The sequence below is a fragment of the Amycolatopsis sp. NPDC001319 genome, from assembly GCF_042896185.1.
Taxonomy (GTDB): domain Bacteria; phylum Actinomycetota; class Actinomycetes; order Mycobacteriales; family Pseudonocardiaceae; genus Amycolatopsis.
Map to the genome: position 1 here is coordinate 487,432 of NZ_JBIAWY010000005.1, position 23,260 is coordinate 510,691.

20 protein-coding genes are annotated in these 23,260 nt (G+C 70.9%); 10 read left to right on the forward strand and 10 right to left on the reverse strand.

The genetic code is table 11. From position 1 onward, the window contains the following. Nucleotides 1-18: 18 nt before the first annotated feature. The 3 genes from paaI to ACFY1H_RS21475 are packed head-to-tail and all read left to right on the forward strand — an operon-like array spanning nt 19 to nt 2,284. The gene (gene paaI / locus ACFY1H_RS21465; RefSeq protein ID WP_366579359.1) at nt 19-414 is read left to right on the forward strand and encodes a hydroxyphenylacetyl-CoA thioesterase PaaI; all 396 of its coding nucleotides are present in this window, start codon (nt 19-21) and stop codon (nt 412-414) included. Continuing rightward, complete coding sequence (gene paaK, locus ACFY1H_RS21470; protein ID WP_386948734.1) at nt 411-1,694, forward strand: phenylacetate--CoA ligase PaaK; 1,284 nt, start codon at nt 411-413, stop codon at nt 1,692-1,694. Before paaI ends, paaK begins: the two co-directional genes overlap by 4 nt. Continuing rightward, a complete protein-coding gene (locus ACFY1H_RS21475) occupies nt 1,691-2,284 on the forward strand; it encodes a TetR/AcrR family transcriptional regulator (RefSeq protein WP_386948737.1) in 594 nt (197 codons plus the stop codon). Before paaK ends, ACFY1H_RS21475 begins: the two co-directional genes overlap by 4 nt. Before the next feature lie 56 nt (nt 2,285-2,340). Here the strand turns inward: ACFY1H_RS21475 and ACFY1H_RS21480 are convergent, their stop codons facing one another. Further along, nucleotides 2,341-2,646: a hypothetical protein gene (locus ACFY1H_RS21480; RefSeq protein ID WP_386948740.1), complete on the reverse strand. Its 306-nt coding sequence runs from the start codon at nt 2,644-2,646 to the stop codon at nt 2,341-2,343. A gap of 197 nt (nt 2,647-2,843) precedes the next feature. Between ACFY1H_RS21480 and ACFY1H_RS21485 the strand changes: the two genes are divergently transcribed. Continuing rightward, nucleotides 2,844-3,509 (forward strand): helix-turn-helix domain-containing protein, encoded by a 666-nt coding sequence (locus ACFY1H_RS21485; protein WP_366579128.1) that lies wholly within the window; start codon nt 2,844-2,846, stop codon nt 3,507-3,509. Here the strand turns inward: ACFY1H_RS21485 and ACFY1H_RS21490 are convergent. Next, entirely contained in the window at nt 3,436-4,485 is a 1,050-nt protein-coding gene (locus ACFY1H_RS21490; RefSeq protein ID WP_386948744.1) for an AraC family transcriptional regulator, read from the reverse strand. The genes ACFY1H_RS21485 and ACFY1H_RS21490 overlap by 74 nt on opposite strands. An 81-nt stretch (nt 4,486-4,566) precedes the next feature. Here ACFY1H_RS21490 and ACFY1H_RS21495 point away from each other — a divergent pair, with 81 nt between their 5' ends. The 3 genes from ACFY1H_RS21495 (at nt 4,567) to ACFY1H_RS21505 (ending at nt 8,923) form a co-directional block, all read left to right on the forward strand. After that, entirely contained in the window at nt 4,567-5,655 is a 1,089-nt protein-coding gene (locus ACFY1H_RS21495) for a winged helix DNA-binding domain-containing protein (RefSeq protein ID WP_386948747.1), read from the forward strand. An 80-nt stretch (nt 5,656-5,735) separates the two neighbouring features. Then, complete coding sequence (locus ACFY1H_RS21500) at nt 5,736-7,199, forward strand: flavin-containing monooxygenase (RefSeq protein ID WP_386948750.1); 1,464 nt, start codon at nt 5,736-5,738, stop codon at nt 7,197-7,199. A gap of 11 nt (nt 7,200-7,210) precedes the next feature. After that, complete coding sequence (locus ACFY1H_RS21505; RefSeq protein ID WP_386948753.1) at nt 7,211-8,923, forward strand: GMC oxidoreductase; 1,713 nt, start codon at nt 7,211-7,213, stop codon at nt 8,921-8,923. A gap of 229 nt (nt 8,924-9,152) precedes the next feature. Here the strand turns inward: ACFY1H_RS21505 and ACFY1H_RS21510 are convergent, their stop codons facing one another. Further along, nucleotides 9,153-10,595 carry a chitinase gene (locus ACFY1H_RS21510; protein ID WP_386949386.1) on the reverse strand — a complete coding sequence of 481 codons (1,443 nt, stop codon included), beginning with the start codon at nt 10,593-10,595 and terminating at the stop codon, nt 9,153-9,155. Nucleotides 10,596-10,830: 235 nt separating this feature from the next. On the opposite strand from ACFY1H_RS21510, the gene ACFY1H_RS21515 reads away from it, so the two are divergent. Then, entirely contained in the window at nt 10,831-13,233 is a 2,403-nt protein-coding gene (locus tag ACFY1H_RS21515; protein ID WP_386948755.1) for a Tex family protein, read from the forward strand. 2 nt (nt 13,234-13,235) lie between these two features. Here the strand turns inward: ACFY1H_RS21515 and ACFY1H_RS21520 are convergent, their stop codons facing one another. Beyond that, nucleotides 13,236-13,742: a GNAT family N-acetyltransferase gene (locus ACFY1H_RS21520; protein WP_386948758.1), complete on the reverse strand. Its 507-nt coding sequence runs from the start codon at nt 13,740-13,742 to the stop codon at nt 13,236-13,238. A gap of 90 nt (nt 13,743-13,832) precedes the next feature. Beyond that, nucleotides 13,833-15,038, reverse strand: coding sequence for a PucR family transcriptional regulator (locus tag ACFY1H_RS21525; RefSeq protein WP_386948761.1), 1,206 nt, complete (start codon nt 15,036-15,038; stop codon nt 13,833-13,835). A 107-nt stretch (nt 15,039-15,145) separates the two neighbouring features. Here ACFY1H_RS21525 and ACFY1H_RS21530 point away from each other — a divergent pair, with 107 nt between their 5' ends. Further along, nucleotides 15,146-15,559: a hypothetical protein gene (locus tag ACFY1H_RS21530; RefSeq protein ID WP_366579113.1), complete on the forward strand. Its 414-nt coding sequence runs from the start codon at nt 15,146-15,148 to the stop codon at nt 15,557-15,559. Between the two features lie 44 nt (nt 15,560-15,603). Here the strand turns inward: ACFY1H_RS21530 and ACFY1H_RS21535 are convergent, their stop codons facing one another. Further along, nucleotides 15,604-16,320 (reverse strand): alpha/beta fold hydrolase, encoded by a 717-nt coding sequence (locus ACFY1H_RS21535; RefSeq protein ID WP_386948764.1) that lies wholly within the window; start codon nt 16,318-16,320, stop codon nt 15,604-15,606. A 126-nt stretch (nt 16,321-16,446) separates the two neighbouring features. Then, nucleotides 16,447-18,159 carry an acyl-CoA dehydrogenase gene (locus ACFY1H_RS21540; RefSeq protein WP_386948767.1) on the reverse strand — a complete coding sequence of 571 codons (1,713 nt, stop codon included), beginning with the start codon at nt 18,157-18,159 and terminating at the stop codon, nt 16,447-16,449. Between the two features lie 244 nt (nt 18,160-18,403). Between ACFY1H_RS21540 and ACFY1H_RS21545 the strand changes: the two genes are divergently transcribed. Continuing rightward, nucleotides 18,404-20,185, forward strand: a complete 1,782-nt coding sequence (locus tag ACFY1H_RS21545) for a DEAD/DEAH box helicase (RefSeq protein WP_386948769.1) — start codon at nt 18,404-18,406, stop codon at nt 20,183-20,185. Between the two features lie 355 nt (nt 20,186-20,540). Here the strand turns inward: ACFY1H_RS21545 and ACFY1H_RS21550 are convergent, their stop codons facing one another. Genes ACFY1H_RS21550 through ACFY1H_RS21560 form a run of 3 tightly spaced genes read right to left on the reverse strand, consistent with a single transcriptional unit; the run spans nt 20,541 to nt 23,247 of the window. Next, nucleotides 20,541-21,539 carry a YdcF family protein gene (locus tag ACFY1H_RS21550; protein ID WP_386948772.1) on the reverse strand — a complete coding sequence of 333 codons (999 nt, stop codon included), beginning with the start codon at nt 21,537-21,539 and terminating at the stop codon, nt 20,541-20,543. Between the two features lie 48 nt (nt 21,540-21,587). Then, nucleotides 21,588-22,469, reverse strand: coding sequence for an ABC transporter permease (locus ACFY1H_RS21555; protein ID WP_386948775.1), 882 nt, complete (start codon nt 22,467-22,469; stop codon nt 21,588-21,590). After that, complete coding sequence (locus tag ACFY1H_RS21560) at nt 22,456-23,247, reverse strand: ABC transporter ATP-binding protein (RefSeq protein ID WP_366579103.1); 792 nt, start codon at nt 23,245-23,247, stop codon at nt 22,456-22,458. Before ACFY1H_RS21560 ends, ACFY1H_RS21555 begins: the two co-directional genes overlap by 14 nt. Between the last annotated feature and the right edge of the window lie 13 nt (nt 23,248-23,260).

Below are 23,260 nucleotides of genomic sequence, written 5' to 3' on the forward strand. Positions count from 1 at the left end.
CGCAACGCGGCCCACGCCATGTTCGACACCGACGAGGCGTCGAAGGGCCTGGGCATCGAGCTCGTGGAGGCCGCCGACGGGCGCGCGACCGCCACGATGAAGGTGACGGAGTCGATGGTCAACGGCCACGACATCGCCCACGGCGGCTACCTGTTCCTGCTCGCCGACACCGCGTTCGCCCTCGCGTGCAACACCCACGGACCGGTCACCGTCGCCGCCGGCGCGGAGATCTCCTTCGTCGCGGCCGGCCGCCTCGGCGACCACCTCACCGCCACGGCCACCGAGCGCACCCGCTACGGCCGCAACGGCATCTACGACGTCACCGTGCACCGGGACACCCCCGAAGGGCCCGAAGTCGTCGCCGAGTTCCGCGGCCGCAGCCGCGTCATCGAGAAGAGTCGGGAAACCCGATGAAAGACACCGCCGAAAAGCTCTCCGCGGACGAGCTCGCCGCCCTCCAGCTCGAGCGTCTCCAGTGGACACTGCGGCACGCCTACGCCAACGTGCCCTTCTACACCAAGAAGTTCGACGAGACGGGCGTGCACCCGGACGACTGCAAGGAACTCGCCGACCTCGCGAAGTTCCCGTTCACGACCAAGGCGGACCTGCGCGACAACTACCCGTTCGGCATGTTCGCCGTGCCGCAGCACGAGATCCGGCGTATCCACGCGTCCAGCGGCACCACCGGCAAGCCCACGGTGGTCGGTTACACCGAGCAGGACATCGACACCTGGGCGACCGTGATGGCGCGCTCGATCCGCGCGGCCGGTGGGCGCCCGGGGCACAAGGTGCACGTGGCCTACGGTTACGGCCTGTTCACCGGCGGGCTCGGCGCGCACTACGGCGCGGAAAAGCTCGGCTGCACGGTGATCCCGGCGTCGGGTGGCATGACCGCGCGCCAGGTGCAGCTGATCACCGACTTCCGGCCCGAGATCATCATGGTGACGCCGTCGTACATGCTCACGCTGCTCGACGAGTTCGAGCGCCAGGGCGTGGACCCGCGGGCCAGCTCGCTCAAGGTCGGCATCTTCGGCGCCGAGCCGTGGACCGAGCAGATGCGCGCGGAGATCGAGGAACGCTTCGCGCTCGACGCCGTGGACATCTACGGCCTGTCCGAGGTGATGGGGCCGGGTGTCGCGCAGGAGTGCGTGGAGACCAAGGACGGCCTGCACATCTGGGAGGACCACTTCTTCCCCGAGGTGATCGACCCGTTCAGCGAAGAGGTGCTGCCGTCGGGCGCGCAGGGCGAGCTGCTGTTCACGTCGCTGACGAAGCAGGCACTGCCGATCATCCGCTACCGCACGCGCGACCTCACGCGGCTGATGTCGGGCACGGCGCGGCCCGCGTTCCGGCGCATGGAGAAGGTGACCGGGCGCAGCGACGACCTCATCATCCTGCGCGGCGTCAACGTGTTCCCGACGCAGATCGAGGAGATCGTGCTGCGGACCGACGCCTTGAGCCCGCACTTCCAGCTGGTGCGCTCGACGCGCGGCCGGCTGGACCACCTGACCGTGCGGGTCGAAGCTCGGCACGATGCGTCGGCGGACGCGCGGACGGCCGCGGCGGCGGCGTTGATCGCGGGTGTGAAGGACGGCGTCGGTGTGACGGTGGCCGTCGACATCGTGGAGCCGGACACCCTGGAGCGTTCGGTTGGCAAGATGCGTCGCGTGATCGACGAACGAGACAAGACGTGACCACCTCTCCGGCCCGGCGGGGGCGGCCCGGATACGACCTGGAGTCCTTGCTGCAGGTCGCGGTGAAGCTGTTCAACGAGCGCGGCTACGACGGCACCAGCATGGAAGACCTGTCGCGCAAGCTGGGCATCACGAAGTCCGCCATCTATCACCACGTGCGCAGCAAGGAAGAGCTGCTGCGGCTGTCGGTGGACCGGGCGCTCGACGGGCTGTTCGAGGTCGCGGCGTCCACGGAGCAGCTCGACGGGCGCGCGATCGACCGGCTGGAGCACCTCGTGCGCGGCAGTGTGCTGGTGCTCGCCGACCGGCTGCCGTTCGTGACGCTGCTGCTTCGCGTGCGCGGCAACACGAAGGTGGAGCGTTCGGCGCTGGCTCGCCGGCGCGAGTTCGACCGGCTGGTGACGGATCTGGTCAAGCAGGCCGAAGCCGAGGGCGACGTGCGCCCCGATATCGACCCCGCCGTGGCCGCGCGGCTGCTGTTCGGCACGGTGAACTCGCTGATCGAGTGGTACCGGCCGCGCCGGGGTTCCTCGGGCGCGGAGCTGGCGGACGCGGTGTGCAAGATGGCGTTCGACGGTCTGCGCGCCTGAGCCGCGGCGCCGGCCGAGGTGACATCTGTCGCCGGAAAGTCCCACCCGGCGGCGATTCACTCCCCCGTCGTGGTCCTCGGCGGCCGGCGCGCCTGCCAGAGCATGGCGGCACGCAGCTGCTCGATCAGGACCTCGTCGTCCTCTTCGCTCGGTTCGGCGCCCAGCGGGATCCAGCGTTCGCTGACGAGGGCACCCTCGTCGTAATTGCTGATGACGATGCCGTCGTAGGACAGGTCCGCCGAGCACTCGCCCGGGCACTCGCCGGCGCAGCAGGATTCGTCCACGCGCACCTGGCGGTGCTGCAAGCGCACGCTGACCCAGCGCCCCGAGGGCTGAGCCGTGCCACCCTCCGCATCGCTCATCTGCTCCTACCCCACCGCGCCCGGCCCCCGTTCGATCCGTCGTCCCAGCGGGCGGCGAAGTTACCGGCCGGTTGTTCCGGTTCAATAACGGCCCAGGTGGACCGTACAAATACCGTCACGCGCAAGAGCGGGACACAGTCTTTACGTGCAGTAAACAACTTGTTGACAGCAAGACGGAGGACGACAAGGCTGGCACGATGAGCACCGGAACCCGGCCCACGCGGCGCCGGCTGGAACCGGCCGAGCGCAGGGCCGAGATCCTCGCGGTGGCGCGGCGCCTGTTCGGGGCCGGCAGCTACGCGTCAGTGTCCACTTCGGACATCGCGGCGGCCGCGGGGGTGGCGAGGCCCCTGATCAACCACTACTTCGGCGGCAAGCGCGAGCTGTACCTCGAGGTCGTGCGGCAGATGATGATCGTGCCCGCGCCCGTGGTCGAGTCGCTGCCCGAAGGCCCCGTGCGACGCCGGCTGGAGGTCGGCATCGAGCGCTGGATCGACGTGGTCGACCGCAACCGCGACGCGTGGCTCACCGCGATCGGCCCGGAGTCCGCGGGCCGTGACCCCGAGATCGAGCGGATCATGCTGGAGGCGGACGACGTCGCGGCCGACCGCGTGCTGGCCGGCGCCCTGATGACCGACGTCACCGAGGGCCGTGAAGAGCTGCGCGCGATGATCCGGTCGTACGGCGGGATGTTGCGCGCGGCGTCTCGCGAATGGCTGATCCGCGGCACGCTCAACCGCGCCGAGCTGCGGACGTTCCTCGTGGAATCGATCATGGGCCTGCTCGAGGTCACCTACCCGGCCGTGCTCGCGGAGCGGAACGGCGCGCGTAAGCCGCCGGAGTCGTCCCCGTCCACCGCTTGAACGCGTAGATGAAGCTCGACGCCTCGGCGTAACCCAGGCGCAGCGCGACATCCTCGACGGACAACGCACCGGTGTCGAGCATTTCCTCGGCGAGCGTCTGGCGGACCTCGTCCACGAGCTGACGGTAGCCGGTGCCGGCGTCGGTGAGGCGGCGGCGCAGCGTGCGTGGGCTGACGGCGAGCTGGCGCGCGATCTCGTCCATGCCGGCGTCGACTCCGCCGAGGCGCACCAGGCGTTCGCGCACCAGCTGGGAGATGCCGGACCGTTCGCGGCGGCGGGCCACGAGCGCGTCGCACTGCGCGGCGCACAGGGCCACGGTCTGCTCGTTGGCCTGGGGCAACGGCATCGTGAGGAACGCGGGGTCGAAGCTCGCGCGGTGGCGTTCGGCGCCGAACTCCGGCTCGACGCCGAAGGTGTCCACATAGGACTTCGTGGACGGCGGCGCCGAATGGCGGAACTCCAGGCTCCGTGGGGAAATCCCCGGCAGCAGGTCGCGCATCACGGTGTGGATCGCGGCGAGGTCCCTGAGCACGAGGAAACGCGAGACGTCGGCGGGTACGCGTGAATCGTCGAGCACGAGGCTGATCCCGTCCGCGTCGAGCTCCACGTGGGGGATGCAGAAGGTGAAGCTCAAGTCCAGGTAGCGCAACGCGAACAGCATCGCGTCGCGCATCGTCGGGCTGCTGATGCAGGCGAAGCCGAAGATGCCGAACGTCGTCACGCGGTAGCGGCGGCCGAGCTCGAGCGCGAGGTCGTCACCACCGCCGGCGTGCGTGGCGACGGCGCGCACCACGGCCAGCTCCTGCCGCGCGTCGACCTGGCGGTCCGGGCCGGTCAGCGCCTCCCGCGGGGTGCCGGGCAGCAGGTTCGCGGCGGGCACGCCGTGGTCCTCGGCGAAGGCGAGCATGAGCAGCACGCTGGCGGTGCCGCGGGGGAAATCCCAGTCGCGGACCGCGGGGGCTGCCAGCTCTGCCATGGCCGGAATTATGGATCAGGCTCGTCCGGCCGTGCTCGTTGAGGACGTGTTCTGTCCGCAATGCCCATTACGCTCAGGCCCATGAAGCTGAGCCTGCGAGCCCTCAACCGCGCGACGCTGGAGCGGCAGCTGCTGCTGCGCCGGGCGTCGATGCCGGCGCTGGCGGCCGTCGAGCACCTCGCGGGATTGCAGGCGCAGGCGCCGTTCCCGCCGTACTACGCGCTGTGGGCGCGGCTGCACGGCTTCAAGCCGCACGACCTGGCGAAGCTGCTCCTGGACCGCAGCGTGGCGCGGATCGTGCTCATGCGCGGCACCGTGCACCTCGTGACAGCGGCCGACGCGCTGGCGTGGCGCCCGCTCGTGCAGCCGATCATGGACCGCGATCTCCGCACGAACACGCTGCACGCGGCGCGCGTGGCCGGCCTCGACCACGGCGACGTGGCGGCCGTGACGCGCGAACTGCTCGCCGACCGTCCGCACACGAGTGCGCAGCTGGGCGCCGCCCTCGCTGAGAAGTGGCCGGACCGCGACAGCGACGCGTTGATGCACCTGGCGCGATGCCTGCTGCCGCTGGTGCAGATCCCGCCGCGCGGCGTGTGGGGCCAGGCCGGGCAGCCGACGTACCAGCTCGCGGACCGCTGGCTGGCCGGCACCGAAGCCGTGTCCTCGGCCGAACAGCTCGTGCGGCGCTACCTCGCGGCGTTCGGCCCGGCGACGGTGGCCGACGTGCAGGCGTGGTCGGGCCTGACGAAGCTCGGTGAGGTGGTCGGCGGGATGGACCTGCGCACCTACGTCGACTACGCCGGCCGCAAGCTCTACGACCTGCCCGACGCCACGCTGCCCGGCGAGGACGTGCCCGCGCCGCCGCGGTTGCTGGCGCCGTTCGACCAGCCGCTGCTCGCCTACGCCGATCGCACCCGGGTGATCCGCGACGAGCACCGCAAGCGCGTGATCAGCCAGAACGGTCTGGTCAAGGGCACGCTGCTCGTCGGCGGGTTCGTGAAGGGCGCCTGGGACCTCAAGACCACCCGCGACACGGCCACGCTGGTGCTCACGCCGTACGAACGGCTGCCGAAGCGCGACGCGGCCGCGTTGGAGAGCTCCGGCAAGCGGCTGCTGACCTGGGCCGAACCCGGGCTGCGCCCCGACGTGCGGCTCCTGTCGGCGTAATTCCGCACTGGCCGGAATTCTCGATTTTCTGACCGTTCGTGTCCTTCCACCTCGGCGGACGCGTCGGTAACTTGCTCAGGATGGGTGACACGGCAAGGACGCCGTCGGTGCTGATCGTGGGCACCGGGTTCGGCGGGGTCGGCACGGCGATCGAGCTGAAGCGCGCCGGCTTCCACGACTTCACGATCCTCGAGCGCGCGAGCGAGCCCGGCGGGGTGTGGCGCGAGAACACCTACCCCGGCGCGGCGTGCGACATCCCGTCGCCGCTGTACTCGTTCTCGTACGCCCCCAACCCCCACTGGCCCAAGCGGTTCTCGATGCAGCCGGACATCCACGCGTACCTCAAGCGCGTGGTGGCCGACTACGACCTGGGCCCCCACATCCGCTACGGCCAGGAGGTCACGGCCGCGACGTTCGACGAGGGCCGCTGGCGCGTCGAGACAGCGGGCGGCGAGACGTTCGAGGCCGACGTGTTCGTGCCGGCCGTCGGGCAGCTGTCGCGGCCGGTGCTGCCCGACATCGCGGGGCGCGACAGCTTCGAGGGCGTCGCGTTCCACTCCGCACAGTGGAACCACGAGGCGGACCTGGACGGCAAGCGCGTCGCCGTGATCGGCACCGGGGCGAGCGCGATCCAGTTCGTGCCCGAGCTGCAGAAACGCGCCGGCGAGCTCACGATCTTCCAGCGCACGGCGCCCTACATCATGGCCAAGAACGACACGCGGTACGCGCGCTGGCAGAAGCGCCTGTTCGAACGTCTCCCGGCGACGCAGCTGCTCGGCCGCCTGCGGATCTTCCTGCTCGCCGAGTACGCGACGTACGCGATGACGCGCCACCCCGTGCTGGCGAAGGCGTTCGAGCTGCGGACGGCGCAGCTGCGGCACAAGTACATCAAGGATCGCGCGCTGCGCCGGAAGCTGACGCCGAAGTACCCGTTGGGCTGCAAGCGGATCCTGTTCACCAACGACTACCTGCCCGCGCTCGCGCAGCCGAACGTGGAGGTCGAGACCGGCCGGATCCGCGAGATCACACCGCGGGGCGTGCGCACCGAAGACGGCGTGGAGCACGAAGCCGACGTGATCGTGTACGGCACCGGCTTCAACGCCACCGACTTCCTCGGCTCGATGAAGGTGCTGGGCCTCGACGGGCGCAGCCTCGACGACGCGTGGCGCGGCGGCGCGCGCGCGTACCTGGGCATGACGGTGCCCGGCTTCCCCAACCTGTTCTGCGTCTACGGCCCCAACACCAACCTCGGCGCGGGCTCCATCATCTACATGATCGAGCGGCAGGCGCGCTACATCCGCCAGGCCGTGGAACAGCTCGCGCGGCCCGGGGTGTCCTATGTGGACGTGCGGCCCGAGGTGGAGGAACGCTACGACCGCGAGGTGCAGCAGCGGCTGGGCCACAGCGTGTGGAGCGCGTGCACCAGCTGGTACCGCCAGGCCGACGGGCGCGTGAGCACCAACTGGCCCGGCCTCGTGACAGAGTACGACCGCAGGACCCGGGTGCTCGACCCGGCCGACTTCAGGGTGGTGGCCTCGTCTTGAACAACCCGGTCTTGAACAGCCCGGTCCTGAGCACCGACTACGACGTGCTCGTGATCGGCTCGGGTTTCGGCGGCAGCGTCACGGCGTTGCGCCTCACGGAGAAGGGCTACCGCGTCGGCGTGCTGGAAGCCGGGCGCCGCTTCGCCGACGACGAGTTCGCCAAGACGTCGTGGCGGCTGCGGAAGTACCTGTGGGCCCCGAAACTCGGCCTGTACGGCATCCAGCGGCTCACGTTGCTGAAGAACACCTTCGTGATGAGCGGCACCGGCGTCGGCGGTGGCTCGCTCGTCTACGCGAACACGCTGTACGAGCCGCCGGACGCGTTCTACCAGGACAAGCAGTGGGCGCACATCACGGACTGGAAGGACGAGCTGGCGCCCTACTACGACCAGGCCAAGCGGATGCTGGGCGTGGTCGAGAACCCGCTCACGACGCCGGCCGACGAGGTGCTGCGCGAGGTCGCGGACGACATGGGCATCGGCCACACCTACCGCCGCACGCCCGTCGGCGTGTACTTCGGCTCGGCCCCGGGTGAGGAGTCACCCGACCCGTTCTTCGGCGGCGCAGGCCCCGCGCGGCGCGCCTGCACGCACTGCGGCGAGTGCATGACCGGCTGCCGCGTCGGCGCGAAGAACACGACCGTGAAGAACTACCTCTACCTCGCCGAACAGGCCGGCGCCGAGGTGCACCCGTTGACGACGGTGGTCTCCGTGCGCCCGGTCGACGGCGGCTACGCGGTGGACACCGAACGCACCGGCCGCTGGGTCCGGCGCGGCCGGCGCACCTTCACCGCGCGCGAGGTCGTCTTCTCCGCCGCGGCTCTGGGCACGCAACGGCTTCTGCACCAGCTGCGCGACAACGGCACGCTCCCGGGCCTGTCCCCACGGCTCGGCTTGTTGGCGCGCACCAACTCCGAGGCGGTGCTCGCCGCGCGTTCGCTGCGCAAGGACACCGACTACACGCGCGGCGTCGCCATCACGTCGTCGATCCACCCGGACGCGGTCACCCACGTCGAGCCCGTGCGCTACGGCAAGGGCAGCAACGTCATGGGCCTCATGGCCACCGTCCTCGTGGACGCCGAACCCGGCAAACGCCGGTGGGCGCTGGGCCTTCGCGAACTGGCGCGGCGCTGGCGGCAGCTGCCGCGCCTGCACAACCCGCGGCACTGGTCGGAACGCATGATCGGCCTGCTCGTGATGCAGACGCTTGACAACTCCGTGACCACGTACACGAAACGGGGCCTGCTCGGCCGCCGCATGACCACCCGGCAAGGCACCGGCGAACCCAGCCCCGACTGGATCCCCGCCGGCCACGAGGTGACTCGCCGCGTCGCCGCGAAGATCGGCGGCCTCCCGCAGGGCGCCTGGACCGACCTCGCCAACACCCCGATCACCGGCCACTTCATCGGCGGCTGCGCCATCGGCGACTCCCCCGACACCGGCGTCGTCGACCCCTACCAGCGCGTCTACGGCCACCCCGGCCTCCACATCGTCGACGGCTCGACGATCTCGGCCAACCTGGGCGTGAACCCGTCCCTGACGATCACCGCCCAGGCCGAACGCGCCTTGGCACTGTGGCCGAACAAGGGCGAAGCGGATCCGCGCCCGGCTCTCGGCGAGCCATACCGCCGGATCGCGCCGGTGGCGCCCCACAAGCCGACGGTGCCCTCGACCGCGCCGGGCGCTTTGCACCTCCCGATCGTCGACGTCCGGATCGGCCGCTGACCACTCCCCAGCCACCACACAAACCGCCGTCGATCACCAAACACCACTTGACCAGCGGATTCAACAATCCCTCAACACATCCACCAACCACCACCAGGCACGCTTGCGACGTCGCACGCGCTCACCCCCCTCTGGGCACGTGCACTGGGGGTGTCTTGAAAGGAGCTCCCGCGACGACGCCCTCCCTGCCGTCGCGGGAGTCCTTCCAAGGTCTTGTCCGACAGCGCCCCTAAGGCAGATTCGTGAGCGCGGCTCCCACGGTGTTCGCGAACGCGTACCCGGCGGACGCGTCCCAGTTGATCGACCAGGTCATGGCACCGCGGATCGCCGGGTACGTGGCCGAGGGTTTGAAGCCGGCGCAGCTCGTGCCGCGGGCGAGGCAGTTGAGGGCCGCCACCACGTTCGACGGAGCCTGGTAGCCGCCGCCCGCCGAGCCGGAAGCCGGCAGGCCGAGCGCCACCTGGTCGGCTCGCAGACCACCCTGGAGCTGGATGCACGCCAGCGCCGTCAGGAAGTCGACCGTCGCCTGCGCGTAAACCTGGCCATTGCAGCCGAGCATGGTGCCCGAGTTGTAGTACTGCATGTTGACGACCGTGAGGATGTCCTTGATCCCCAGCGCGAGCTGGAAGTAGCCGCCCTGCGTGGACTGCATGTCGATCGTCTGCGGCGCCATGGTGATGATCGAGCCGCCGCCGTTGTGGATGCTGCGCAGCGCCTGGCCCATGTAGGTGGCGTTGATGCCGTTCTCGAGGTCGATGTCCACGCCGTCGAAGCCGTAGCTCGAGATCAGCGACTTCACGGAGTTGGCGAAGTTGTTCGCCGACGACGAGTCGCTGACGTTGATCGTGCCGTTCTGGCCGCCGACGGAGATGATCACCTTCTGGCCGCGCGCCTGCACGGTCTTGATGTCGGCGCGGAACTGCGCGTCGGTGTAGCCGCCGAGCTGCGACGACAGGCCGGGGTCGAGCGTGAAGTTCACGGCGCCCGGCGTGCCCGTGGCGTCGGCGAAGGCCACGGCGATGATGTTGTAGCGCGTGGGCACGTCGGCCAGCCGCAGTGCCTTGGCGCCGTTGTAGAAGTTCTGCCAGTAGCCCGTGAGCACGTGCTTGGCCAGGTCACCGGTGGTGGGCGGCTGCGACGTGGTGGGCGTGGTCGGGGTCGTCGACGGCGCGGTGGGCGTCGTCGGCGTGGTCGGGGTCGTGGGCGGCGGGGTGCCGGGACCGTCGAGGTTGACGTCGTCGGCCAGGTAGGCCGGCTGCCCGTACCAGCCGTGCAGGTACACGGTGATGCTCGTGGACGCGCCGGTGGTGAAGTTCACCGAGAGCTGGCTCCAGCCGCTCGTGCCGGGCGTCCAGGTGCTGGTGTCGGCGCCGCCGGTGCCGGAGACGCCCAGGTAGACGTAGCTGCCCTGTACCCAGGCCGACAGCTGGTAGGCGGTGTTCGCCTTCACCGTCACCTGCTGCGAGCACTGGGCGGTGTCGGACGACGAAGGCGCGGCGCTCAGCGCCTTGGTGCCGCCGTGGGCGCCGCTGGACACCACGGAGGCGGAACCACTGCAGGTCCAGCCGGAGAGGCTGCCGCTTTCGAAGCCGGGGTTGGCGAGGATGTTGGCCGCCGAGGCGCTGCCACTCAGGGCAACGGTGACACCGAGGCACGTGGCCACGGTGGCGATCAGGGCGCCGATCGCGAGTTTGGGTCTGCGGGACGGACGTGGGGATGGGGACCGTTTGGAGAACACAGCGAGACCTCCACGAAAGAGTGAGGCAGGTCACCACAAAGTGGACTAGACCAATCTCGGTGTCAAGGAACCGTTCGGGCGTCGCTTCGACGGGGCCATACGAAAGTCGCAGCGCGCCGGGCGGCAGAATGCTCGGCACGGGACACCGAGACGGAGCAGGAGCCTGGTTGTGAGCGTGCAGTCGGTCGAGGAACGGATCGCCGAAGAGCTGGGGGTGCGCGAAGGGCAGGTCAAGGCGGCCGTCGATCTCCTCGACGGCGGGTCGACCGTGCCGTTCATCGCCCGGTACCGCAAGGAAGTCACCGGGATGCTCGACGACGCGCAGCTGCGCACGCTCGAGGAACGGCTGCGCTACCTGCGGGAACTCGACGAGCGGCGCGTCGCCGTGCTGGAGTCGATCCGCACGCAGGGCAAGCTCGACGAGGCGCTCGAGGCCCAGATTTTGGCCGCGGACACGAAGTCGCGCCTGGAAGACATCTACCTGCCCTACAAGCCGAAGCGACGGACGAAGGCGCAGATCGCCCGTGAGGCCGGTCTGGAACCGCTGGCCGACGGCCTCATGAACGACCCGAACACCGACCCGCAGGCCGCGGCCGCGGTGTTCGTCGACGCCGACAAGGGCGTGGCCGACGCACAGGCCGCGCTCGACGGCGCCCGCTCGATCCTCGTGGAGCGCTTCGCGGAAGACGCCGACCTGATCGGCGAGCTGCGCGAGAAGATGTGGACCGAGGGCCACATCGCGTCGAAGGTCCGCGCGGGCAAGGAGGAGGAAGGCGCGAAGTTCGCCGACTACTTCCAGTTCTCCGAGCCGTACACGAAGCTCCCCTCGCACCGCATCCTCGCGATGCTGCGCGGCGAGAAGGAGGAAATCCTCGACCTGTCGATGGAGCCCGAGGAGCCGGCCGCGGAGGACGCCGAGCCGCGCGTGGGCCCGACGCAGTACGAGCAGCGCATCGCGCAGAAGTTCGGCATCACGCAGGAGGGCCGGCCCGCCGACAAGTGGCTCGGCGACACCGTGCGCTGGGCCTGGCGCACCAAGATCCTGCTGCACCTGGGCATCGACCTGCGGATGCGGCTGCGCCAGTCGGCCGAGGACGACGCCGTGCGCGTGTTCGCGGCGAACCTGCGCGACCTGCTGCTGGCCGCCCCGGCCGGCACGCGCGCGACGATGGGCCTCGACCCGGGCTTCCGCACCGGTGTGAAGGTGGCCGTGGTCGACGCGACCGGCAAGGTCGTGGACACGCACGTGATCTACCCGCACCAGCCGGCGAACAAGTGGGACCAGTCCATCGCCGAGCTGGCCGCGTTGTCGGCGAAGCACCACGTGGACCTGATCTCGATCGGCAACGGCACCGCGTCGCGCGAGACGGACAAGCTCGCGCAGGAGCTGATCAAGAAGCACCCCGAGCTGAAGCTCACGAAGGCCGTGGTCAGCGAAGCGGGCGCGTCGGTGTACTCCGCGTCGGCGTTCGCGTCGCAGGAGCTGCCCGGGATGGACGTGTCGCTGCGCGGCGCGGTCTCGATCGCGCGCCGGCTGCAGGACCCGCTGGCCGAGCTGGTGAAGATCGACCCGAAGTCGATCGGCGTCGGGCAGTACCAGCACGACCTGTCCGAGGTGTCGCTGTCGCGCTCGCTCGACGCCGTGGTGGAGGACTGCGTGAACGCGGTCGGCGTGGACGTGAACACCGCGTCCGCTCCCCTGCTCACCCGCGTTTCGGGCATCACCACCGGGCTCGCGGAGAACATCGTGGCCCACCGCGACACCAACGGTCCGTTCAAGTCGCGCACGGCGTTGAAGGAGGTCGCGCGGCTCGGGCCGAAGGCGTTCGAGCAGTGCGCGGGCTTCCTGCGCATCCCGGACGGCGACGACCCGCTCGACGCGTCCTCGGTGCACCCCGAGGCCTACCCGGTCGTGCGGCGGATCCTCGACCGCACCGGCTCCGGCATCCGCGAGCTGATCGGCAACGCGCGCACGCTGCAGGCGCTCAAGCCGGCCGAGTTCGTGGACGAGACCTTCGGGCTCCCGACCGTCACGGACATCCTGACCGAGCTGGAAAAGCCCGGCCGCGACCCGCGTCCGGCGTTCAAGACGGCGACCTTCGCCGAGGGCGTGGACAAGATCGGTGACCTCAAGCCGGGCATGCGGCTGGAGGGCGTGGTCACGAACGTGGCGGCGTTCGGTGCCTTCATCGACGTCGGCGTGCACCAGGACGGCCTGGCCCACGTTTCGGCGCTGTCCAAGAACTTCGTGAAGGACCCGCGCGACGTCGTGAAGCCCGGCGACATCGTGAAGGTGAAGGTGCTCGACGTCGACGTGCCGCGCAAGCGGATCTCGCTGACGCTGCGCCTGGACGACGAGCCGGGTGCTTCGTCGCAGGACCGTCGTGGTGGCGGGGGCGGCGGCCGTGACCGTGGTCAGGGCGGCGGCGGTGGCGGCCAGGGCGGCGGCGGTCAGCGGCGGGGCCAGCAGGGCAACCGCGGCGGTGGCGGTGGCGGTCGTGACCGCGGGGGCAACTCCGGCGGGAGCGGCGCCATGGCCGACGCGCTGCGGCGCGCCGGCTTCGGCAAGTAGCGTCAGCGGGTCCGCGACCAGCGGATTTCGCCGTCGTGCCACTCGTCGGTGGGCGTGAGCCCGGCGGCGGTGGCCACGGCGGCGGAAGCCCGATGCCCAGGGTGGATGTGGGCGAAGACGGCGGCCACGGGCTGCCGGGCGAGCCAGGCGACCAGCCCCTGGGCGGCTTCGGTGGCGATGCCCTGGCCTTGCCACGGCGTCCCCACCACCCAGGCGACCTCGGCTCCGGCGGAGTTCACGGTCGCCTGGACCGTGCCCGTCAGGCAGCTCTCGCCGCGAAGCCGGATCACCCAGTTCAGCCAGGCCACGGCCGGGTCGGGAGAACCGGCGGTCAGGCGCTGGTAGCGCGAGCGCAGGGCTTCCGGGGTGTCCGGGGTGCCGCCGATGAAGGTGTGCAGCGCCGGATCGGCCAGGACCCGCGCCATCTCGTCGGCGTGTTCCACGAGCAGTGGCAACAGGTCCAGCCGCGCGGTGGTGATGGCCTCGGCTTCGAGACGGGGTGTGGTCACGGCGCGCCGGCGTAGCCGCGCCGGGTTCGCGGACCGGTCAACACGTGAGGTCCGCCGGCTCGTCCCGGCGATCAGCGCGCGCAGGTTGCGTCACTCCGCCATTCCCAGCAACGCGGCCTCGAGCGCCAGCAGGATTTCCGCGGTGGCCTTCGGGTCGCTGAGGGAGCGACCGGTGGCCGACTCGATCCGCCGCAGCCGGTGGCGGACCGTGTTGGGGTGGCAGAACAAAACCGCCGCGGCACCCGACGCCGATCCCCCGTTGTCCCGCCACGCGGCCAGGGTTTCGAGGAGGACCTTGCTGTGCTCGACGGGCAGGTCGAGGATCGGCCCGAGCACGGCCTGCCGGACTCGCTGCATCGCGTCGGGCGCGCTGACCGCCGCGACGGCGAGGGGAAAGTCGTCGAACATCGTGACGCGCGGGGTGCCGGCGACCGTGCTCGCCAGGGCGATGCGCGCGAACCGCAGCGCGGCCGCCGTCTCCGTCAGCGTCAGGTACGGCGGGCTGACGCCGATCCGGCTGCGGGCCGAGTCCGTCAGGGTCGACGCGAGCGGGCGCAGGTCGGCGTCGTTCTCGAAACGGACGATGCCGATCTGCGCGTCGGGCGTCAGCCGCCAGGCCGACCCGATGCGTCGCGCCCGCAGGCGGTTTTCGATGCCGGGCAACGCTTCCTGGGCCAGTTGCACCGATTCGGCCGCGACCACGACGAACGGCCCGCGCTTGGGCAGGCGAAGCACGTCCGCGACTTCCCAGACGGACGTCTCGTGCAGCGGCCGTCCCTTCAGGAGGGCCCCGACGAGGGCCGACCGCTCGCCTTCGTTCCGCAGCACCAGCGCCATCGTCGCCTCGCGGTGCGCGGCGGCCATCTCCTCGGCGAAGGTGTCGTGGGCGGACCACAGGTCGGAGGCCGCGTCCACCAGCGCCTGGTCGGAGACCTGTTCCTGCGCGCGGGCGTGCAGCACGAGGCTGTGCCAGATCTGGCTGAACAGAACGCGGAACGCCGCCATGACCACCGACAGCGGCACCCCCTGCTCGGCTCGGAGGGCGCCAGTGGTCCGGGCCGCCGCGACGTCGGCGAACCGGTCCTCGTGCAGGGACCGCAGGACGTACTCGAGGTTGCCCTGCACGGATCGCCTCAGGTCGTCGGCCGAGACGACAGTGTGCGTGGAGTAGAACTCGACGCGGGCTTCGATCGCGGACGCGATCTCGTCCGCGAACTCCTCGATGGTGCCCAGCAGCCGTCCGGCGAGTGCCACGAGCTCCGGGTCGGGCCCGCTCGTGGCCTCGCGTCGCGTCACCTGGTCAGCTTAGAGCTAGTGCCTCGTCGGGAAACGTTGATTACTCGGTGGCAGGTTCGGACGCGAACGCCGCCCGCGTTGCGCCATGGGGCGCTAGATTCGGGCGGGTGCGCAGGCTGATCGTCGCGGTGGTGTTGCTCGGGCTGCTGTCGGCGGCGTGCTCCCGGTCAGTGGTGCCCGACCAGGGACCGACGGTGGCCCCGGCCGGGTACTCGCTGCCCAAGGGGGCCGAACACGTGGTCAGTCCGGGGATGGATCCGGACCTCACGGTCGAGCTGCCCGTGGGCGGGTTGGTCAAGCTGGACGACGACACTGCCCAGCGCGCCCTGGACGCTCGGATCTGGTCGGTGCTCCGGCTGGCCCAGGTGTACGGCAAGACCTCGATCTACCAGGCGGTCGCGCCGGGCAAAGTGGGCTTGGTGATCGCCGCGCACGGTTACCCGTGCCCGCCGCGCGCGGTGGACTGCGCCGTGGACACCAAGGGGCCGTTGAAGCTGCTGGTGGTCGTCACCCCGACCTAGTGCCTCGTCGAGCACCGTTGATCAGGTGAGGCACCAGCTCTGCTTCAGGCCCCGGCAGCGGCGACGATCAAGTCGATCGTCTCGGCCGGTTTGCTGATCATCGCGACGTGCGAACTGGCGACCTCCACCGTCTGCGCTCCGGCGCGCTTCGCCATGACCCGCTCGGCCTCCGGCGGGATCGTGGCGTCGTCGGCGGCCACGAGGTACCAGCTCGGGATGGTCCGCCAGCCGGGCACGCCGGACGGGGTGGACAGGCAGGACAGCGCGAACCCGCGCTGAGCGACCGCCATGAACGCGGCAAGATCGGCGTCCACGTCGGCGCAGAACAGCCGGTGGAAGGGCCCCAGGTCGATGTACCCGTCGGCGTCGCCCTCGGGCGCGCCCGGGTACGGGCGCCGGACCAGGCGTTCCCCGAGCTCGGACGTCCCGCCGCCGAGCGCGAAGGAGTCGAGCAACGTCTCCCCCTCGTCCGGCGCGAACGCGGCGATGTAGACCAGCGCCCGCACGTTCGGGTTGCCCGTGCTCGCGTTGGTGATCACGCAGCCGCCGTACGAGTGGCCGACCAGCACGACGTCGCCGCCGATCGTCGACACGAAGTCCCGGAGGTAGCCGGCGTCGGCGGCGACTCCGCGCAGGAGGTTGGCCGGCGCGAAGACCGGATACCCGCGTTCGCGCAGGCCGGCGGCCACGGCCTGCCAGCCTGACGCGTCCGCGAAGGCGCCGTGGACCAGGACGACGGTGGGTAGTGCGGGAGCGCTCATGAGGAGCCTCGTTCCTGTGGTCGGGTGAAGGGGTTGCCTGCTCACCGTGCAGCAGGGCCGGCGCGGAGGCGATGTTCCCGGCCAACCGGAACGAGGCTTTTTGTTGTCCGTGCGGACAACGGGTCCCTAGGCGTTCATCTCGTACGTCCCGGAGAGGTCGCGCACCACTGTCCACACCCGAGCGAAGCGGTGGGCGTCCACGACGGGCTTGCGCAGGGCCGCCAGCGCCAGCTCCTGCTGCTTGTCCGTGGAGCTCGCCTTGCCGTTGAGGTCCACGGCGGCCGCGCTGAAGTCCTGCACCAGCACGGCGAAGAGCTGGTCCACGACGTCGTCGGGCTCGCCCGTGAGCTCGGCCTGCTCCAGGATCAGCTGGCCGTAGACGACGAGGGTGAACAGCTCCGTCAGCGCCAGCCCGAAGTCCAGGTCGGCCTGCTGCGCCTCGTCCGGCGCGGCTTCGGTGAGCAGGCGCACGAGGTGCTCGGCCTGCTCGCGGAAGAGCGCGACGTTCGGGAGGTGCGACGCCTTGGCGTAGGCCGTTTTCCAGTCGTGGAAGCGCACCTTCGACAGGCCGCGCGCCGGGCCCTGGCGGAAGAGGAACTCGTCGTCCGCGGCGTCGTCGCGGGTCGGCACCGGGGCGTAGTCCTGGGGCGCGAAGAGGTACGCGGGCATGAACTTCGCGATCAGCGCGAGGTTCACCGCCACCGTGCCCTCCAGCTTGGGCAGGCCGTCGATGTCGTTCTTGGCCATGGCGAGGTAGGTGTCGGCTTCGAAGCCCTTGGCGGCGACGACGTCGGCGACCAGGCCGATCACCTTCTGCGCCTGCGTGGTCACCTTCATCTTGGTGATGGGGTTGAACAGCAGGTAGCGGCGGTCGTCCGGGCCGGCGGAGCGGAAGTAGTCGACGGCGCGGTCGGAGAACAGCTTCATGCCTACCAGCCGCGCGTAGGCCTCCACGAACTCGCGCCGCACGTGCGGGAAGTCGGTGACGGGCTTGCCGTAGAGGACGCGGTTGTGGGCGTGGGTGATGGCCTCGTACAGCGAGTGCGTGGCCATGCCGATGCCGCCGAAGCACAGGTTGAACTTGCCGATGTTCACGGTGTTGAGCGCGGCGCTGAAGGCCTCCGCGCCGACGTGGAGGAGGTCCTCGGCGTGGACCGGGTAGTCCTCGAGCCGGAACTCCGCGACGAACATCTGCGAGGGCACGATGTTCTTCACCACGTGGTAGTTCGGGTGCGTCGAGTCGGCGTAGAAGAACACGTACTGGTCCGGGCCCTCGACGCCGTCGATCCGGCCGAAGACCGACACCGTGCGGGCGACGTTGCCGTTGCCGATGTAGTACTTCGAGCCGTTGGCGCGGTAGCCGCCCTCGCCGTCGGGCGTGAGCACGAGGTCGGAGGAATAGATGTCGGCGCCGTGGTCCTTTTCGGACAGTCCGAACGCGCCGACGCCGCCCGCGTCCAGAGCGTCGGCCGCCCGCTTGCGCGCGACCTCGTTGCCGCTCTGCCACACCGGGCCGAGCCCGAGGATGGTGACCTGCCACGGGTACCAGTAGTTGAGGCCGTAGAAGCCGAGGATTTCCGACAGCGCGGCCACGCGGCTGGTGTCCCAGCGCTTGTCCGGCGCGCCGTCGGCGGCCGCGGCGGGGGTGAGGAAGGTGGCGAAGAGGCGTTCCTTGCCGGCGAACTCGAGGAAGTCCGCGTAGAAGGTGCGGTTGTGGTAGTCCTCGGTGAGCTTGCGCTTGCCGCGTGACTCGAACCACTCGATCGTGGCCAGCAGCAGGCGCCGGGTCTCCGGGTCGAACGACTGCGGGTCGTAGGCCCGCGGGTTGAGCAGCGGCATGGCTCTCCTCCGTGATTACCGACGGGTAACTTAGCAAGGGGCCGGGGTGCGGGCAAACTCACTCGGCCCTTTGTGCACGTTGAGCTATACTGATCTTGCGGTCCGCTCAGTTCTGCCTCGGATCGTGTTGTCGACTACCCGTTTGTCTAAGACACAGCGCCGCGGCCCCCCGAGGTCTGCGCCGGGCAGGACAACCCTTCTCACGTATGGAGAACCGGGGCGTTTCGAGCGCCCGTACGCACTTATGACCACATTCACTGAACTCGGCCTGCCCAAGTCCCTGGTGGACGCGCTGGCGGCCCAGGGCGTCACCGCGCCGTTCCCGATCCAGGAAGCCACGCTGCCGCACACGCTCGCGGGCCGCGACGTGCTCGGCCGCGGCCGCACGGGCTCCGGCAAGACCTACGGCTTCGCGCTGCCCGTGCTGGCCCGCCTCGCCGCCGGCCCCACGCGCCGGCGCCCCGGCCGCCCGCGCGCGCTGATCCTCGCGCCGACGCGTGAGCTCGCCACCCAGATCGAGGCCACCATCGCGCCGCTGGGCAAGGTGCTGGGCCTGAAGACGACCACGATCTTCGGCGGCGTGAGCGCGTCTCCGCAGATCACGCGCCTGCGCGACGGTGTGGACATCGTCGTCGCCTGCCCCGGCCGCCTGGCCGACCACATGCGCTCCGGCGAGGTGAAGCTCGACCAGATCGAGATCACCGTGCTCGACGAGGCCGACCACATGGCCGACCTGGGCTTCCTGCCCGAGGTGCGGCGCATCATGGACCAGACGCCCGAGCGCGGCCAGCGGCTGCTGTTCTCCGCGACCCTCGACGGCGGCGTCGACGTGCTGGTCAAGCGCTTCATGCACGACCCGGTCACGCACAGTGTCGACTCGGCCCAGTCGCCGGTGTCGACCATGACGCACCACGTGCTGCACCTCGAGGAGACCCACCGCCTGCCGGTGCTCGTCGACCTCACGGCCGCCCCCGGCCGCACGCTGGTGTTCACGCGGACCAAGCACCGTGCGAAGTCGTTGACGCGCAAGCTGGTGGCCAGCGGCGTGCCTGCCGTCGAACTGCACGGCAACCTCGGCCAGAACGCCCGCACGCGCAACCTCGAGGCCTTCTCGACCGGCGCCGCACGCACCCTGGTCGCCACCGACATCGCCGCCCGCGGCATCCACGTGGACGACGTCACCCTCGTCATCCACGCCGACCCGCCGGTCGAGCACAAGGCCTACCTGCACCGCTCCGGCCGCACCGCGCGCGCCGGCGCGTCGGGCACCGTGGTGACGCTGATGACCGACGACCAGATCGCCGACGTCCGCGACCTCACCCGCAAGGCCGGCATCAGGCCCACGACCACGCAGATCGGCCCCGGCCACCCGCTGCTGGCCGAGCTCGCCCCCGGCGAACGCACCTTCGACGCCTCGCCGCGCCGCCCCATCGTCGACAACCGCCCCAAGAAGGTCACCGCCTCCGGCGGCGACGCCTCCGTCCGCAACGGCCGTCGCGGTGGACCGGCCCCGGAGAACCGTGGCGGCCAGGGCTCCCGCGCTGCCGCCTCGCGCCGGGGCGAGTCGGCGGGCCGCGGCGGTTCGAGCCGCGGCAGCCGCGGTGGCGCCGGCCGGGACTCGTTCGGTGAGGGCCGCGGCCGTGGTGGCGCTGGCGCTCGCGAATCGTTCGGCGAAGGTCATGGCCGCGGTGCGGCTGCTCGCGAATCGTTCGGCGAGGGCGGCGGCCGTGGTCGCGGCGGCCGCGAAACGGTTGCTGAGGGTGCCGGGCGCGGTCGCGGCGACGCCGGTCGTTCCGCCGGGTCCCGCAGCGGCGCCGGCCGCGGTGGCTCCGCAGCGGGCCGCACCGGCGGCGGTCGGGGTGCAGCCACCGCCCGCACCCAGGGCGAACCGCGCCGCGGCGGCTCCGGCCAGCCGGGCGCCCGCTCCCAGCAGCCCAGCCGCGCCGGCTCGGCCTCCGGCTCCAGCCGCGGCGCCGCGTCGTTCTCGGCCGGCACCCGCGCGGGCTCTCGCCGCACCGGGCGCTGACCGTCCACTTCAGACCGGCCCGCAGGCTCCCCGCCCGCGGGCCGGTCTTCGTTTCCGCACCACCCGCCCCCGCTCGCCCCACCCCAATGCGGCGTTGGGTGCGTCCCCACCGCACCCGATGCGGCGTTCGGTGCGTTCAATGCGCCCCAATGCGGCGTTCGGTGCGTCCAATGCACCCCAATGCGGCATTCGGTACGTCCCCAGCGCACCCAACGCGGCGTTCGGTGCACCCAGCGCACCCAACGCGGCGTTCGGTGCCTTCAGCGCGCCCCAATGCGGCGTTCGGTGCACCCAGCGCACCCAACGCCACATTGGGGCGTTTCGAGGGCCGAGCGGAGCGCGCCGGAGGCAGCCGTCAGAGTTGGCCGAGCAGGGCGAACGCCGGGGGGAACCCGACGAGCACCACGAACGCGGCGACGTTCGTCTTCTTGTACTGCAGCAGCAAAGCCACGAACTCGCGCAGAAAAGCGCTCGGCACGAAGTACGAAGCCGTCCGCGCTCCGATCACGTCCAGGCGCAGCCGGAGGCGGCGAGCCAGAATGGCCGTGCGGAAGACGTGGTAGTTGTTCGTCACCGCGAGGATCCGGCCGGAGATCCCCCGCGCGCGGAGCAGTTCAACGCTGAAGCGGAGGTTCTCGTCGGTCGTGGTGGCCTTGTCTTCGAGCACCACCGAGGAGCGAGGCACCCCGGCCTTCTCCAGGTACGCCGCCATGGCCGCGGCTTCCGAGGTGAGCTCGTCGGCCCCCTGGCCGCCGGACACGACCACGACGGCCTCGGGCGAGCGCTGGTAGCACTGGACCCCGCGGTCGAGCCGGCTGGCCAGCAGCGGCGGCACGCGGTCGCCCAGCAAGCCGGACCCCAGCACGATGATCGCGGCGGCGTGGGCGCGGCGGTTCAGCCGGCTGTAGAGCACGGAGTACATGAGCAGCGCCGTGAACACGAACGCCAGGTACGCCGAGAACAACACCGCCGACAACGCGACCACGATCAGCCACGGCGCCGTGCGGGTGAACGCCACCGCGGCGACCGTGAAGACGTACACCGCCAGGATCGCCAGGCCCGCGAGCAGCGACAGCATGTTCGCCGGCCGGTGTCCCTCGCGGCGCCACATCACGGCGCCGTTGGCGATCAAGGCCCACGGCAGCACCAGCGCGGCCACCACCGCCACCACCGCGACGACGATCAGCACCACGGTCTGCAGCCACACCAGCCCGGCCGTGAGGCTGAAGAGCCACAACCCCGTCAACACCAGAGCGATCGCGAACCACACGGCGTTGCCGAGCCGCCGAGGCTCGCGCAGGAACCGCACGACGAAGATCAGATCGGCGAGCAGCGCCAAGATCGCGGGGGCCATGATCGGACATTGTGGTGGGTGCCGTGAGGACGCGTCGGATCAGCCCCGTCAGAGCGAGGACGTGAGCCCCCGCGCCCGCAGCACGGCGCGCTCCAGCGGCCGGAACACCAGCAGCTCGATGCCGATCCCGACGAGCAGGATCAGGAAGATCGCCGCGATCACCTTCTCGATCGCGTTGAGCGACGAACCCTGGTTCAGGTACGCGCCCAGGCCGACGCCCAGCTGCGGCGACAGCGCGATCAGCTCGGCCGCCATCAGCGAGCGCCACGAGAACGCCCAGCCCTGCTTCAGCCCGGCGAGGAAGCCGGGCAACGCGGCGGGCAGCAGGATGTGCCGGGCCGCGGCCAGGCGGCGCGCGCCCATGACCTGGCCCACGCGCGGCAGGATCGGCGGGATCTGGTCGATACCGGACACGAGGCCGTTGGCGATCGACGGCACCGAACCGAGCAACACGACGAAGTAGATCGCCGCGTCGTTGATGCCGAACCACAGGATCGCGGCCGGCACCCAGGCCACCGACGGCAGGCTCTGCAGCCCCGTGAGCAGCGGTCCGATCGCGGCACGCACCACGCGGACCTTGGCGACGAGCAGACCCAGCGGCGTCCCGATCACCACACCGGCGGCGAAGCCGAGCGCGGCGCGGTGCAGCGACGTCCAGATGAAACCGAACACCTCGCCGTCGGTGAGGCGGTCCCAGAACTCGTTCCACACGGCCAGCGGCGCGGGCAGCTGCGCCTCCGGCCAGAACGCGGCGGCCCACAGGATCTGCCACACCACCACGAGCAGCACGAGCGCGACCACCGGCGGCAGGAAACCCCACGCGAACCGCCGCCAGAACGACGGGCGGCGCTCGCCCACCGGGGCGTCGAGCGCGTCGAGGCCGGAACCGACGGCATCCAGCTCGTCGACGGGTCCGTCAGGCTGCGGCATGGGTGCTGATCACCTTTCGCAGGTGGCCGGTGATTTCCTCGGTCAGCTCCTCGGTGTCGGCCAGCGGCACGTCGGTCCACTCGCGCACCACGCGGCCGGGCCGCGACGACAGCAGCACCACGCGCTGGCCCAGCCGCACGGCCTCGCGCACGTCGTGGGTCACGAACAGCACCGACGTGCCCGTGCTCCCCCACACGCGCAGCAGCTCGCCCTGCAGCACGTCGCGGGTGATGGCGTCGAGCGCGGCGAACGGCTCGTCCATCAGCAGCAGCGCCTGCTCAGGATCGCCGCCGACGCGGTGGGTGGCGGCGAGCGCGCGGGCCAGCGCGACCCGCTGGCGCATGCCACCGGACAGCTCGTGCGGCCGCTTCCCGCCCACGCCGTTCAGGCGCACCAGATCCAGCAGCTCGGCGGCCTTCCGACGGCGCTCGGCGCGGCCGAAGCCGGCCAGGCGCAGCGGCAACTCGACGTTGCGCGCGGCCGTGAGCCACGGCATCAGCGCGGCCTCCTGGAACATGACCGCCGGGCGCGAGGTGTTGAGCGTGATCTCCCCCGCCGACGGCGCGTCGAGGCCGGCCACGAGGTTCAGCAGCGTGCTCTTGCCGCAGCCCGAAGCCCCGAGCAGGCACACGAACTCGCCCGGCGCCACCGTCAGGTCCACGCCGTCGAGCGCCACCACGGCACGTCCGGCCGGGCCGAACGCCTTGCCGACGCCGGACAGGCGCACGGCGGCCGTGCCGGTGAACTCGGTCCGTCCACTGGGGAGGGTGATCGTCATCGCGCGCTGCCTC